This is a genomic window from Ewingella sp. AOP8-B2-18 (assembly GCF_052376015.1).
GTDB classification, from domain to species: Bacteria; Pseudomonadota; Gammaproteobacteria; order Enterobacterales; family Enterobacteriaceae; genus Ewingella; species Ewingella allii.
Window position 1 is genome coordinate 1 of the sequence record NZ_JBQSVB010000002.1, and the last position, 15,080, is coordinate 15,080.

Here is a 15,080-nt window from a genome sequence, read left to right on the forward strand (position 1 = left end):
GCCGTAAACAGCCATTTTGCTCTGGTCCCGGGCGTGGTTGATACTGTGAATATTGTTTCACGCTATGAGGATGACATGGTGTGTAACTACTGGTTTGGTAAAGCAGCGTTAGGTTACCGAAATGGATTGAAAATTCGCGTGTTTGGCGAAAAAGGAAGTGCTGAATGGCTGCAAATGGATCCGGAAATTTTGCGATTCAATAATGTGTATGGTGAAAATATACTCATTGACAGAACAGCCGCAAATAATTTAGTCGCATCAGAATCGCGTTATTGCCGATTCAAAGCTGGGCATCCTGCCGGTTTTATTGAAGCATTTGCCAACTATTATGCAGATATCGCGGCAAGTCTTAATAATGAGAAAACACCATTCACTATTGGTGCTGATGCGGCAATAAGAGGGTTACATTTTTTAACTCAGGCTCAACGCAGCGCTACTCATAATAGTAAAGTAGATGTCTGATTTTCCATTATGCATTGAATGAAAAAGGCACGTCATGAATTTTCTTGATTTGATTACAGAAAGAAACAATTACTTTATCGACACAGTTGAAAGAATGAAAAAAAATGGCAAGCCTCTGGTCTTGATTGGCGCAGGCTGCCTTGGGGAAATGACGTGGGATTTTTTACAGCGTCAGCATACTGATATTGATTTGGTCGGGTTAAATGAGAAATACATTACGCCAGATTTTTCATTTCATCATGCCCCTGTTATTTCTGTTGAGGAGCTAATAGAAAGGTCAGCACACTATAACTATATCATCGCACTCCAAATAGTTGATGATGAGATGCTTAAATTATTAAAGGGAACTGCGAAGGAGATACTGGTATTCGACCCCGCCTTTATTGGTGTGAATACCACAAAATACTATACGGCCGATTTTTGCTTGGCCCATGCACAGCCCTTGAGCACTCTGTATAATGAATTATCGGATGATAAATCCCGGGCGACAATGGTAGCATTTATCAATCAGCGTATCTGTGCAGAACGCAGCTACTGCCATACCGTTTATGAAGCGCAACATTATTTTCCTCAGGACGTGGTTCAATTAAAGGATAATGAGATTTTCATCGACTGCGGAGCCTACAATGGTGACAGTATTGAAGCCTTTATGGCTGAAATTACCCGACAGAATAGAATGTTACCCCAGCGTATTATCGCCTTTGAGCCTGATGATAAAAGTTTTTCTCAGCTAGTAGAAAATACACGCTTAATGGATTTTTGCGAGTGTATTAATAAAGGTGTTTGGGATAAAGAGTCTGTTCTGTACTTCCATTCAGGAAAAGAGCTCTCTTCACATATTAATAGTGATGCCAGCACAGGAAATTCTATTATCGTGGGTAGCATTGATGCGACTTTACAGGGCAATGCAGCTACTTTCATCAAGATGGATGTCGAAGGTTCTGAACTCAAAGCCCTGCATGGTGCCGCTGATACCATTAAATCGTATCAACCTGTTCTGGCAATCAGCGTCTACCATAAGCCAGAGGATCTGGTTACGATCCCGCAATTTATTAAATCTCTTTCACCAAACTACAGGTTTTATTTACGAGCCCATCATCCAGAGTTGTCCTTTGAATTAGTGCTTTATGCAATTCCTGTTGATCGTGTAGTCGTTTAACTTTTTAAAAAACCCGTTCTGAAGAGGGGGTATGATGGCTAACGCAAGCAGATGATTTCACCAACTCGCTGATCATCACAACATCATCATGGGTTAAATCAGGATAGATGGGCAAGCAAAGAACTTCATCTGCCACTGCGTTGGCAATCGGCAAATTTCTTGCTGTGGCACCCGAGCAATCACTATACATCGGCAAATTCGATATTAATGGATAAAAATAGCGTCTTGTGTGCACTCCCGCCTCTTTCAGTTTGTCGTATAATGCGTCTCGCGTCAGAGGATATTCAGTGCTAACAAAAATAGGGAAATAACTGTAATTATGGGTCGCAGAATCCCATGGTTCAGGATTCCTGATCCCTGAAACTCCATTTAAAAGCTCGCGATATAAGCTATCAATGGATTTACGTTTGGAAATCGCCTCATCAATATAATCCAACTGCAGTAAGCCAAACGCCGCCTGAAGTTCATTCATCTTTCCATTAATACCTGATGCGACAATTTTAGTTTCATTAGCGAAACCAAAATTCTTTAAATAATCAATGCGCTTTTTCATATTAATGTCGTTACAAACGATTGCACCGCCCTCGAATGTATTGAACACTTTAGTTGCATGAAAACTCAGTACAGAAAGATCGCCATGCCTTAAAATTGAACCGCCTTCATCTGTAACCCCAAAGGCGTGAGCAGCGTCATAAATACAGCGCAAACCATAATTATTGGCAATTTCGCCAATTAACGTGGTGTTACAGCTGCGGCCATAAACATGGACTGGCATGATTAAACTGGTTTTAGGTGTAATAGCCTGCTCAATTTTATGGGGGTCCATGCAGCAACTGTTTTTATCGATATCAACAAATACCGGTGTAAGATGATTCCAGATGACACTGTGTGCGGTGGCAACAAATGAGTAGGGCGTCGTGATCACTTCCCCCTGAATTCTTAGCGCTTGCATTGCTACAATAAGCGCTAATGTTGCATTGTTAAATAAGCAGACATAAGGCACGCCTAGATACTCAGCCAGAGCCGTTTCCAGTTTTTGGTGAAACGGGCCTCCATTGGTAAGGTTTTTGGACGCCCATATATCTTTCAAATACTCTAGATATTTATCTAAAGGTGGCATGAAGGGTTTTGTTACGGTTATTGCACTCATCTTTTCTGCGTCAGCTGTCTTCATTTGTTCCGCAATGCCTGTTATATGCTTTCAAAATGGATCAGTCGGAATTACCGCTATTAGCAATAGCCGTAACTCAGGACTTCATTGTTCACAATTCAGTAATAAATAATGATTAAGCAAGTCCCGTGCCATTAAATATGTTGTTTTATTTCAATGGGATGGGTAAGCGGTGGAAGGGCGTAGGAAGAGGAACTTCCGCTTATAGCGGAAAGGAAGTGGGCTTTACAGTCTCGGACTTCAATGAGGTGTTAAATGATATTTCTAAGGTAGTAAGTATTTTAGGGAGTATTCATTATTATTCAATAATGGGTAAATTTCCCATGTGACACTTATGGATACCCCAATGTAAAACCTGAAATTTGGTCATTTATCAATTGGGGTATCACTTAAGTGCCACTGAGGTGGGTATTTAATGTTTATATCACAGAGACTGATTTGACCATTAAATAGTCGTTGTAAAGGATGATTTGCCTTTCCAAGTCGCCCCATTTTCTGGTGAACCTAAGCGGTCAAATCACGGATATCCGTGGTTGGGCCGTTTTTCGTCACCGAGGCAATGCCTTTACGGGCCGAGGCTTCGGCGGTGTACATTTCGCTGACGCCGATAATCTGATGATTTTTCGCCTTGAGGACAAAATAGTGCTGACCGTCTTTTGCCGGTTTCACTTCGTACTGCTTCTCATCCGGGGAGTTAGACTGCACTGAGGCAATGCCATTCTCAGCAGAGGCTTTACTGGCGTACATTTCGCTGGTGAGAATAGTCTCGCCATTGCTCGCCTTTAAATTAAAGTGGAACTGTCCATTCTTGGCTTTCTTGAGTTCGTAGTGACCGGTAGCCATAAAAGTTTCTCCAGTGAGTGATTTCATCCAGAGATAAGTGTAGTTAATGGCTGATTTTTCACAGGCAGCACTCCGCCGCCGGATGTTTTTATAACCAAAACTGTGATCTGTTTAACAGACTCTCAGGTTCTTTACATTTATCAGCCGCCGGTAGCGGCACTCAAATGATCTGGCAGGGTTCGGCTTCCCAGCGATATCCCACGCCGTAAACCGCGCGAATAAAGGCTTTATCGCCGTCGATGGACTCCAGCTTGCGGCGCAGGTTCTTGATATGGCTGTCGATAGTTCTGTCGGTTACCACGCGGTAGTCATCGTATAAATTATTCAACAGCACTTCGCGGGTGAAGACGTAACCCGGTTTGACCGACAGGGTTTTCAGCAGGCGGAATTCTGCTGGAGTGAGATCCAACTCGTGGCCCTGATAGCTGGCCTGGAAGCAGGCTTCGTCAATATGCAGGCCGAAATCTTCGCTGACGCCCTCCACCGGGCGCACGCAGCGGCGCAAAATAACTTTGACCCGCGCCACTACTTCACGCGGGCTGTAAGGCTTGCAGATGTAGTCATCCGCGCCGATCTCCAGCCCCAGCAGGCGATCGATCTCTTCGGTTTTCGCCGTCACCATCATGATAGGAATGTCGGAGAACTGGCGAATGTCGCGGCAGATACTCAGGCCACTGATGCCAGGCAGCATTAAATCCAGCAGGATCATCGCCGGTGGGTTGGCTTTCACCAGCGGCACCACGTCGCTACCGTTGGACAACCACTGAGTGGCGTAACCTGCGGCTTCGAGGTAGTCCACCAGCAGCTGTCCTAGCTTTGGCTCATCTTCAACAATCAAAATTTTCAACGGCGCGTTGGCGGAGAGTGTGGAGTCGTTCATTCAGTTTCTCTGTCCGTGTGGGATCGAAAGCGGCAGGCAAATCGTCATACAGACGCCGCCGGAAGGTGAATGGCTAGCGCTAATCCGCCCGCCATGGGCTTCGACAATGTTCTGGCAAATCGCCAGTCCGAGGCCGGAGCCGCCGCTGGCGCGGTTGCGTGAACCTTCGGTACGGTAAAATCGCTCGAAGATGCGCTGAAGCTGCTCGTCACTGATGCCCGGCGCGCTGTCCTGGAAGCAAATATGCAGCGATTTGTCTTTTTTGCTGGCGATGATTTCCAGACCGCCACCGGGATCAGTATAGCGCAGGCTGTTTTCCAGCAAATTATTGAACAGTTGGGAAAGGCGCTGCGGATCGCCGAACAGCAGCACTTTTTCCGGCAGTTGGGTAGTCAGGGTCAACTGCTTTTGCTGGAAACGGTCACGGAAACCGGCCTCGGCCAGTTGGATCAGATGAACAATGTCGATCCCTTCTTTGCGATAGGCCAGCGCTCCCGCGTCTGATAGCGACAGCTGATGCAGATCATCCACCAGCTTGGTCAGAATCGACACCTCGGACTGGAGCGAGCCGAGTGAGTCGAGCGACATCTTGCGCACGCCGTCCTGCATCGCCTCCAGCTCGCCGCGCAGCACCGCCAGCGGAGTGCGCAGCTCGTGGGAGATATCGGCCATAAAGGCCCGGCGCATCTGCTCATTCTTCTCGAGGGTGGTCGCCAGCTGATTGAAGTCCTGCGCCAGCTTGCCCAGCTCATCCTGACTGTCCACTTTAACGCGGGTGCTGAAATTGCCCGCCGCCAGCTGGTGCGTACCCTTCACTAAACGTTTTACCGGCGCCAACATGCCGCGTGACAGCAGCCAAGTGACCGCCGCTGCCAGCAGGGCGGTGAAGCCGACGATGATCCAACTGGTGCGATTCTGCTGGCGATCAAAGTTGATGTCGGCATTGCGCGTCAGGCGTTCGGCGGGGGTCGACAGCACGGTGCCGATAGTCACGCCGTTCACCACCATCACGCGGCGCGGGCCGCGCATGTCCGGCGGGATCGGGTAGTCGGAGCCGCCAATGCGCTGGTCATGGCTGTCGAGGATCCAGAACTTGGTGCGCCAGCCCTGTGGCGGCAGGCTGCTGCCGTTACTCTGCTCAAACGAACGCATAATCTGGTAGATCAGCTTGTCGTTTTTTTGCAAAAACTCCCAGTTGCCGTGCTGCTTGTACTGGTCTTGCAGGGTGTCAGCCAACAGCTCGACGCGCTGCTCATTGCTCTGGCGGATATAGTCGATGAATCCACGTTCGAAGCTCATCCTCACGCCCCAGTTCATGGTGATTAACACCAAGCCGCAGGTGAAGAAGATGGCCATAAACAGCTTGGCGGTGATTCCTGGTCTCATGATTTTCTCATCGGATCGGGTGAGCCTGCTTGCGCGCGGCGACGGTCAATCAGGGCATTTTTTCGGTTATCGTTCGGCACGCGGGAGAAAATCCACGCCGGAATAGCGATAACCAAGGCCATGCATAAATAGCAATAAAGGAAGGCGGTGTGCATATTCTCGCTGCCCGCCTGCACCTGCTGATGGGCGAACAGGCCGAGGAAGATACCGGCGACGCTCACCCCGACGCTCATTGACAGCTGCATAATCATCGATAGCAGGCTGTTGCCGCTGCTGGCAAGGCGCGGCGGCAGGTCTTTCAGCGTCAACGTGTTCATCGACGAGAAGCGCAGCGAGTTCACCATCCCTTGGAAGAACAGCACGATAGGGATCATCCAGAACGCGCCGTAAATGGCAATCAGTGGGAAGATCAGGGTTATCAAGGCCAGCAGCAGCGTAGCGGTGACCAGCGCCCGGCGATACCCCAGTTTGTTCACCAGCCGCACCACCACGCGCTTCATGCCCATGCTGCCGAGCACCATCGGCACCATCATCAGACCGGCGTGGAAAGGCGTGAAGCCGAGGCCGAGCTGTAAAAAGACCGGCGTCATAAAGGGCAGCATGCCGCTGCCGATGCGGCCAAAAAAGCTGCCAATCAGGCCAATTTTAAAGGTGGCGGTGTGGAACAGGCGCAGGGAGAACAGGGCGGAGAGGTTGCCGCGCGCGTGCAGCCAGTAAATGCCGAGCGATGCCAAACCCACCGCCACCAGCAGCGCCAGTTGCCAGCCCGAAAGCCCCAGCCCGCGGCTACCGTCCAGCGCCAGCGTTAGCGTCGCCATGCCAATCGCCAGCATCACAAAGCCGCTGATGTCGAAGCGCCGGGTCTGCATCTGGTAATTGGGGATAATCATGATGGTGGCGATACAACCGGCGATGCCCACTGGCAGGTTAATCAGGAAGATCCAGTGCCAGCTGGCGTACTCCACCAAAAAGCCGCCGAGCGCCGGGCCAAGTAGCGGGCCGACCTGTCCGGGCAGCGTCACCATGGTCATCGCCGCCATATATTCACTGCGCGGCACGATTTTCAGCACCGTCAGCCGCCCGACCGGCACCATCATCGCGCCCCCCACGCCTTGCACCACGCGGGACATCACCAGCTCCTGTAAGCTGGAGGACTGCGCGCAGAGCAGCGAGCCGAGCGTAAATAAAACAATCGCCGAGAAGAACACCCATTTGACGCCGATACGGTCGGCCAGCCAGCCGCTGGCGGGCAGCATCACCGCTACGGTCAGCACGTAGGCCACCACCACGCTGTGCATATGCAGCGGGTTTTCACCCAGACTTACCGCCATCGACGGCAGGGCGGTATTGACGATGGTGGTGTCGAGCGCCTGCATAAAGAAGCCGAAGGCGACAATCCACAGCTGCCAGCGAACCGAGGGCGGCAAAGGTGCGGGTGGGGGTGTTTCTGTTATCTCTGTCGGTGAAGTCATAAATCCGTATCCGCCAATGGCGCAATTTTGGTTGTTGTTGAGTTAGGACTAAAGCGGCTGCGCAATCGGTCAAAGAACAGGTAAACCACCGGCGTGGTGTAAAGCGTCAGTAGCTGGCTCATCGCCAGACCGCCGACAATGGTGATACCGAGTGGCTGGCGGAGTTCTGCACCATCGCCCGAGGTGAGAACCAGCGGCAGCGCGCCAAACAGCGCCGCCAGCGTAGTCATCATGATTGGCCTAAAACGCAGCAGGCAGGCCTGAAAGATAGCTTCGCGGGCGGTGAGTTGGCCCCGCCTTTGTGCATCGAGCGCGAAATCCACCATCATAATCGCGTTTTTTTTCACGATACCAATCAATAACATAATGCCAATCAAAGCTATCAGACTAAAGGGCGCGCCAAACAGCTCCAGCGCCAGCAGCGCACCCACTCCGGCTGACGGCAGGGTAGACAATATAGTCAGCGGGTGAATGTAACTCTCATATAATATGCCCAACACAATATACACCGTCGCAATGGCGGCGATAATCAGCAAGAGCTGGGAACGCAGCGTTTCCTGAAACACTTGCGCCGTCCCGGCGAACTGGCCGTGAATGGTCGCAGGCACGCCGAGCTGGGTCATGGTGCGCTCAATGGCCGCCGAGGCGTCGGACAAACTGCCACCCTCCGGTAGGTTAAACGACACCGTCCCCGCCGCCGACATCCCCTGATGGTTGACCTGCAACGGCGCGCTGGCGGGCTGCCACTTGGCAAAATCAGACAGCGGGATCGATTTCCCCTCGCTGTTGATAATAAACATTTTGCTCAGCGAACTGACATCCTGGGTGTACTGGGGTGCGACTTCCATCACCACTTTGTACTGATTGAGCGGCTGGTAGATGGTGGAAATCTGCCGCTGGCCGAAGGCGTTATTGAGCAGAGCGTTGGCGGCCGAAATGGAGATCCCCAGCCGGGCCATGGTGGCGCGGTCATAGGTCAGCTGCATCTCGGCACCTTTATCCTGCTGGTCGGAACTGACGTCAGCCAGCTCCGGCAGATTGGTCAGCGCGTCGGTGACTTTCGGCACCCACTGGCGTAAATCCTGCAAATTGTCCGACAGCAGCGTGTATTGGTAGCTGGCGTTACCCTGCCGCCCGCCAACTCGCACGTCCTGCACCGCCGACAGGTACAGCCCCGCGCCCGGCTCTTGGGCGGCGGCCACGCGAATGCGGGCAATCACCTCTTGGGCATTGCTTTTACGCTCGGACAGCGGCTTGAGCGAAATAAACATCATACCGCTGTTAGTGCGCGACCCGCCGGTATAGCCGGTGACGTTGGCGACATCTTTGTCCTGACTGACGATGCGAATAAAGTCCGACATTTTGCCGCGCATCGCCTGAAACGAAATGCTCTGGTCGGCCTGAATAAAGCCCATCAGCCGCCCGGTATCCTGCTCGGGGAAGAAGGTTTTGGGAATCGAGATATAGAGCCAAACGTTGAGCGCGATGGTCGCCAGCAGCACCACGCCTACCCAGCGGGCGTGGTTGAGCACCCAGTTCAGCGAGCGCCCGTAGCCCTGCTGCATGCGCAGCAACAGGCTAGTCAGCCCGCGTTTCTTCGGCTGTTTTGGCAGGGAGGAGGCGCGTAGCGTCCAAGCGCACATCATCGGCGTTAAGGTCAGTGAGACGACCAGCGATATGCCGATAGCCACAGAAAGCGTCACGGCAAATTCGCGGAACAGGCGCCCCGGCAAGCCACTCATCAACAGCAGCGGGATAAACACCGCCACCAGCGACACGCTCATCGACAGCACAGTAAAGCCCACTTCCTTCACCCCTTGCAGGGCGGCGTTCATCGGTTTCATTCCCGCTTCGATATGGCGCGAAATATTCTCCAGCACCACGATAGCGTCATCCACCACAAAGCCGGTGGCGATGGTTAGCGCCATCAGCGACAGGTTATTGAGGCTAAAGCCGCACAGATACATGGCAGCGAAGGTGCCGATGAGTGAAACCGGCACCGCCACGGCGGGGATCAATGTGGCGCGGCCCGAGCGTAGGAACAGGAACACCACCAGAATCACCAGTCCGACGGCGATGGTCAGCGAGGTTTCGACCTCTTCCAGCGAGGCGCGAATGGTGGGCGAGCGATCCTGCGCCACCTGCATGTCGATAGAGGCGGGCATGGATTCGCGCAGGGCGGGAAGCTCGGCGCGGATCCTATCAATGGTGGCGATGATATTGGCGTCGGCGCTGCGGCGGATCACCAGCAAAATCGCCGGGCGCACGCTGCCGTCGGCCAGACTGGTTTGCCCGGCATTGCGCTGATCCTGCACGCCATCGGTGACAGTGGCGACGTCGCTCAGGCGCACGGTGTTGCCATTGCTGACGTGGATCACCAGCGGCGCATACTCTTTGGCGGTTTTTAGCGCGTCGTTGGTGCGGATTTGCCAGTGCGAGTTGCCATCTTCCAGCGCGCCCTGCGGCTTGCGCACGTTGGCGGCGGCGATGGTTTGACGCACGGCGTCAAGGGAGACGCCCTGATTGAACAGGGCTTCCGGGTTGAGGTCGACCCTCACCGCCGGTAAAGAACTGCCGCCGACCGTGACGTCGCCCACGCCGTCCATCTGCGAAATGGTCTGCGCCAACTGGGTGGAGGCGTAGTCGTAAAGCTGGCCCTGACTGAAGGTGTCGGAGGTCAGGGTGATGATCATGATGGGCGCATCGGACGGGTTGGCTTTGCGATAGGTCGGGCGGCTCGGCATGCCGGAAGGCAGCAGGCTCTGCGCGGCATTGATCGCCGCCTGCACGTCGCGCGCCGCGCCGTTGATGTCGCGGTCAAAGTCGAATTCGAGAGTGATGCGGGTGCTGCCGAGCGTGCTGGTGGAGGTCATTTCATTCACCCCGGCAATGGTGCCCAAGGTGCTCTCCAGCGGCGTGGCTACCGAGGCGGCCATGGTTTCCGGGTCAGCCCCCGGCAGTGACGCGGTGACCGAAATCACCGGGTAATCCACCTGCGGCAGCGGCGCGACCGGCAGCAGGCGGAAGCCCAAAATGCCCGCCAGCAGGATAGCCAGCGTCAGCAGGGTGGTGGCCACTGGCCGGTGGATGAACAGCGCGAAAACCTTCATCCGTCAGTCCGTGGGTGGCTGGTGCGAGGGCGAACGCGGCGCGCCAGTTTATCAAACAGCAGGTAAATCACCGGCGTGGTGAACAGGGTCAGCACCTGACTGACAATCAGCCCGCCGACCATGCAGATCCCCAGCGGGCGGCGCAGTTCGGCACCCACGCCGGTGCTGAGCATCAGCGGCAGCGCGCCGAGCAGCGCCGCCAGCGTGGTCATCAAAATCGGCCTAAAGCGCAGCAGGCAGGCTTGGTAAATGGCCTCGTACGGTGTCATGCCCTGATCGCGCTCGGCGGCCAGTGCGAAGTCGATCATCATGATGGCGTTCTTCTTCACGATACCAATCAGCAAAATAATGCCGATGATGGCAATCACGTCCAACTCGCTGCCCGCCAGCATCAGGGCCAGCAGCGCCCCGACCCCCGCCGTCGGCAGAGTCGAAAGGATGGTGACGGGGTGAATAAAGCTCTCATAAAGCACCCCGAGCACGATGTACATCGCCACTACTGCCGCCAAAATCAGCCACAGCGTGCTGCCGAGTGCGGCTTCAAACGCCAGCGTCGCCCCCTGGAACTGCACGCTGATATCCGCAGGCATCGCCAGATTTTGCTGGGTGTGTTTAATCGCCTCAACCGCCTCGCCGAGTGAGTAACCCGGCGCGACGTTAAACGACACGCTGGCCGACAGGAACTGGTCGAGGTGATTGACCGAAAGCGCGGTTTTTCGCTGCTCGAACTGAGCGATGGCGCTGAGCGGAATGCTGTTGCCGTTGCTGCCATTGAGGCGAATATCCTGCAACGCGCTAAAGCCCGGCGTTTGCGCCGTGTCGTGCACCAGCACCACGCGGTACTGGTTGGCTTGGGTATAAATAGTGGAAATCAACCGCTGGCCGAAGGCGTTATACAGCGCGTTATCGACGTCAGTCAGGCTGATGCCCAAACGGCTGGCGCTGTCGCGATCCACCTTGATATAGGCTTCTAGCCCCTGATCCTGCCAGTCGCTGCTGACATCCTGAAGCTGCGGCAGGGTGCGTAATTGCTCCAACAGTTGCGGCACCCAGCGGCCGAGCGAATCCGTGGTCAGGGTTTGTAAGGTGAACTGGTACTGCGTGCGGGCGACCTGCGTGTCGATGGTCAAATCCTGCACCGGCTGGAGATAAAGATCGACACCCGGCACCTTGGCGACCTCGTCGCGCAGGCGCGGAATAATGGTATCAACGCGATCGCTGCGATCGCTCAACGGCTTCAAAGCTATCTGCAAACGGCCGGTATTCAGCGTCGGGTTGGCGCCGTCCACGCCGATAAACGAGGTCAGGCTTTCGACATCCGGGTCTTGTAGCAAAATCGCCGCCACCTGCTGCTGGCGCTCTGCCATATTGCTAAAGGAAACCGACTGCGGCGCGACCAGCGTGCCTTGAATCAGGCCATTATCCTGCACCGGGAAGAACCCCTTGGGGATGAGTAAATAGAGCAGGGCGGTGAGCGCCAGCGTGCCCAGCGCCACTCCGAGCGTCAGCCACTGGTGGCGTAGCACCACGGTCAGCCCGCGACCGTAAGTAGCAATCACCCGGTCAAACATGCGTTCGGAAGCGCGGGAGAAACGGTTCTGTTTGCGCAGCGATTCGTGGCTGAGCATGCGGGCGCACATCATCGGCGTTAGGGTCAGCGACACCACCGCGGAGATCAGAATGGCTATCGCCAGCGTGACGGCGAACTCGCGGAACAGCCGTCCGACGATATCGCCCATAAACAGCAGCGGGATCAGCACCGCAATCAGCGAGAAGGTCAGGGAGATGATGGTGAAGCCGATTTCGCCAGCCCCTTTTAGCGCGGCATTGAGCGGCGTTTCGCCCTTTTCGATATAGCGCGAAATGTTTTCGATCACCACGATGGCGTCATCAACCACGAAACCGGTGGCGATGGTCAAGGCCATTAGAGTCAGGTTATTGACTGAAAAACCGAGGAAATACATTGCGGCAAAGGTGCCAATCAGCGACAGCGGCACGGCCACGCTGGGGATAAGCGTCGCCGCCATATTGCGCAAAAACAGGTACATCACCATCACCACCAGCGCGACGGAGAGCAGCAGTTCGAACTGCACGTCGCTCACCGAGTGGCGAATGGTCACGGTGCGGTCAGTCACCAGCTCGACCTTGACCGATTTCGGCAAGTTCTCTTGCAGAATCGGTAGGATGTTGCGAATGCTGTCCGCCGTGGTGATCACGTTGGCCCCCGGCTGGCGCTGAATATTGAGCACGATGGCGGGCTTTTTATCGGCCCAGGCCGCCAGTTTGTCGTTTTGCGCCCCTTGTTCAATCTCCGCGATGTCCTGCAATCTGACCGGCGCGCCGTTTTGGTAGCTGACCACCAGCGCGCGGTAGTCGGCGGCGCTTTTCATCTGATCATTGGCTGATAGCGTCACCGAGCGCTCCGGCCCGTCGAAGCTGCCTTTGGCCGAATTGACGTTGGCTGCCGCAATCGCCGTGCGCACCTCTTCGCTGGTTAAACCCAGTGCCGCCATGGCGGGCGCATTGAGTTTGACGCGCACCGCCGGGCGCTGACCGCCGGAAATACTCACCCGGCCGACGCCGCTGACCTGCGCCAGCTTTTGCAGCACGCGGGTTTCCACCAAGTCTTCTACTTCCGTCATGGCCATCGCGCTAGAGGTCACCGCCAGCGTCATGATGGGTGGGTCAGCCGGGTTAACTTTGCTATAAACCGGCGGGTTCGGCAGGTCGGTCGGCAGTAGGTTGGTGGCAGAGTTGATGGCTGCCTGCACTTCCTGTTCGGCGACGTCCAGCGACAGGTCGAGGCCAAACTGCAAGGTGATAACCGACGCGCCGCCGGAGCTTTGCGACTGCATCTGTTTCAGGCCGGACATCTGCCCAAACTGGCGCTCCAGCGGGGCGGTAATGGCGGACGTAGTGACATCGGGGCTGGCGCCGGGATAGAGCGTCACCACCTGAATGGTCGGGTAATCCACCTCCGGCAGCGCGGCGACCGGGAGGGCGCGATAGCCAATAATGCCCGCCAGCAGAATGGCGATCATCAGCAGCGTGGTGGCGACCGGGCGGAGGATAAACAGGCGGGAAGGGCCGCCCTGTGGTCTGTCTGGCATCACCTGCATTAGGAAGAAGACCTCTGGCGATGGTGTTTGCCCGCGTGTTTCTCAGCGTTTTTCTCCGCCTCGGCAGCCTGCGCGGCGGTTTGCGGCGCAATCACTTCCACGGTCGCGCCTTCCGTCAGACGGTCAATGCCGTCAGTGACCACGTTTTCCCCGGCACTCAGTCCGCCGGTTATCACCGTTTGTTGGCTGTCTTGTGTGCCGGTGGTAACAATGTGTTTGCTGACTTTCTTCTCATTGTCCACCACCCAGACGAAGTGGCCTTCGTTGCCCATCTGCACGGCGGCGGTCGGCACCACTACGGCGTTTTGCAGGGTGCCGATTTTCAACCGCGCGTTGACGAATTGGTTAGGAAACAGCGCGTTATCCTGATTGTCGAACCGCGCTTTCAGCTTGATGGTGCCGGTGGTCGGGTCGATTTGGTTATCCAGCGTCAGCAGCTGGCCCTGAGTTAAGAGGTGCTGATTGGTTCTGTCCCAAGCTTCCACCACCAGGGGGTGACCTGCGCGCTGCGCCTCAACAATGGTGCTGATGTTGGCTTCCGGCAGAGTGAAAACGGCGTCAATCGGCTGGGTTTGGGTGAGAATAACAATGCCGGTGGTATCGCCGCTGGAGATAATATTGCCGATATCCACCTGTTTAAGCCCGACGCGGCCATTGATTGGCGAGGTGATTTTGCTGTAGGTCAGTTGCAGCTTGGCGCTGTCCACCGCGCCTTTGTCCACGGCTACCGCGCCTTCGCTCTGGCGAACCAGCGACTGCTGGGTGTCCAGCTCCTGGCGCGAAACCAGATTGGTTTTCACCAGTTGCTGATAACGGGCCAAATCGCGGCGGGCGTTGTCCAGCGTGGCCTGATCTTTGTCGAGCTGGCCCTGTGCCTGCGTCAGTTGAACCTGAAACGGTCGCGGGTCGATTTCCGCTAGCAGGTCACCGGCTTTCACCTGCTGCCCTTCGGTAAAGTGCAGCGCCATCAGCTGGCCGTCCACCCGGCTGCGCACCGTCACGGTGTTGGACGCCGTTACCGTGCCTAGCCCACTGAGATATTGCGGTACCGATTTTTCCACCGCCAGCGCGGCCTGCACCGGCGGCATCGGCATATTGCGGCGACCCCCGCCGGAGCCTGAGGCGCGTTTCTGCTGGGTTGCGCCCGGCGTATTGTTGCCCGACGCTGAAGATTTATCGACATAGAAATACCATACCGCCAGCGCGGCAATGACCAATACCAGCAAAGTAATAAACAGTCTCAGAGGGCTTTTTCGCACAGTATGGGTCTTCCCTTGGTAGATAAATCTTATTAATTAAAGGGTAGCAATAATTTCCGCCGATCTACGGGCGTTTTTCGGTTCTTTTAGGGGTGATATTGTAGCCAGCAGGAGGCAGTGAAAAATGGAGGAAATAAGGAGAGATTTTCATAATTTGTGTAAATAAGGCCTTATTCTGCCTGACTTTTTTTGAACCAATGCTACTGTTATTGTTCACCT

Annotated in this window: 10 protein-coding genes; 2 read left to right on the top strand and 8 right to left on the bottom strand. The window is 55.0% G+C overall.

Translation table 11 applies throughout. From position 1 onward, the window contains the following. Both ACT3RR_RS04335 and ACT3RR_RS04340 read left to right on the top strand, forming a co-directional pair. Positions 1-462 (top strand): Gfo/Idh/MocA family oxidoreductase (locus tag ACT3RR_RS04335; RefSeq protein WP_496199832.1); only part of this gene is annotated, 462 nt, incomplete at its 5' end. Between the two features lie 34 nt (positions 463-496). Further along, positions 497-1,621, top strand: coding sequence for an FkbM family methyltransferase (locus ACT3RR_RS04340; RefSeq protein WP_496199833.1), 1,125 nt, complete (start codon positions 497-499; stop codon positions 1,619-1,621). Between the two features lie 4 nt (positions 1,622-1,625). Here ACT3RR_RS04340 and ACT3RR_RS04345 read toward each other — a convergent pair whose 3' ends face one another. The 8 genes from ACT3RR_RS04345 to ACT3RR_RS04380 all read right to left on the bottom strand — a co-directional run bounded on the left by ACT3RR_RS04345 (position 1,626) and on the right by ACT3RR_RS04380 (position 14,861). Continuing rightward, entirely contained in the window at positions 1,626-2,771 is a 1,146-nt protein-coding gene (locus ACT3RR_RS04345; RefSeq protein ID WP_485903771.1) for a DegT/DnrJ/EryC1/StrS family aminotransferase, read from the bottom strand. Between the two features lie 525 nt (positions 2,772-3,296). Continuing rightward, positions 3,297-3,635: a YegP family protein gene (locus ACT3RR_RS04350; protein ID WP_353502920.1), complete on the bottom strand. Its 339-nt coding sequence runs from the start codon at positions 3,633-3,635 to the stop codon at positions 3,297-3,299. 160 nt (positions 3,636-3,795) lie between these two features. Next, the gene (baeR, locus tag ACT3RR_RS04355) at positions 3,796-4,515 is read right to left on the bottom strand and encodes an envelope stress response regulator BaeR (protein ID WP_034792146.1); all 720 of its coding nucleotides are present in this window, start codon (positions 4,513-4,515) and stop codon (positions 3,796-3,798) included. Continuing rightward, entirely contained in the window at positions 4,516-5,901 is a 1,386-nt protein-coding gene (gene baeS / locus ACT3RR_RS04360) for a two-component system sensor histidine kinase BaeS (RefSeq protein ID WP_496199834.1), read from the bottom strand. It abuts the gene before it with no gap. Then, positions 5,898-7,373, bottom strand: coding sequence for a multidrug transporter subunit MdtD (mdtD, locus tag ACT3RR_RS04365; RefSeq protein WP_485903718.1), 1,476 nt, complete (start codon positions 7,371-7,373; stop codon positions 5,898-5,900). Before mdtD ends, baeS begins: the two co-directional genes overlap by 4 nt. Then, a complete protein-coding gene (gene mdtC, locus ACT3RR_RS04370) occupies positions 7,370-10,483 on the bottom strand; it encodes a multidrug efflux RND transporter permease subunit MdtC (protein ID WP_353502917.1) in 3,114 nt (1,037 codons plus the stop codon). The genes mdtD and mdtC overlap by 4 nt, the downstream gene beginning before the upstream one ends. After that, a complete protein-coding gene (locus ACT3RR_RS04375) occupies positions 10,480-13,602 on the bottom strand; it encodes an MdtB/MuxB family multidrug efflux RND transporter permease subunit (protein WP_353502916.1) in 3,123 nt (1,040 codons plus the stop codon). Before ACT3RR_RS04375 ends, mdtC begins: the two co-directional genes overlap by 4 nt. Further along, positions 13,602-14,861 carry an MdtA/MuxA family multidrug efflux RND transporter periplasmic adaptor subunit gene (locus ACT3RR_RS04380; protein WP_496199835.1) on the bottom strand — a complete coding sequence of 420 codons (1,260 nt, stop codon included), beginning with the start codon at positions 14,859-14,861 and terminating at the stop codon, positions 13,602-13,604. Before ACT3RR_RS04380 ends, ACT3RR_RS04375 begins: the two co-directional genes overlap by 1 nt. Positions 14,862-15,080 lie beyond the last annotated feature (219 nt).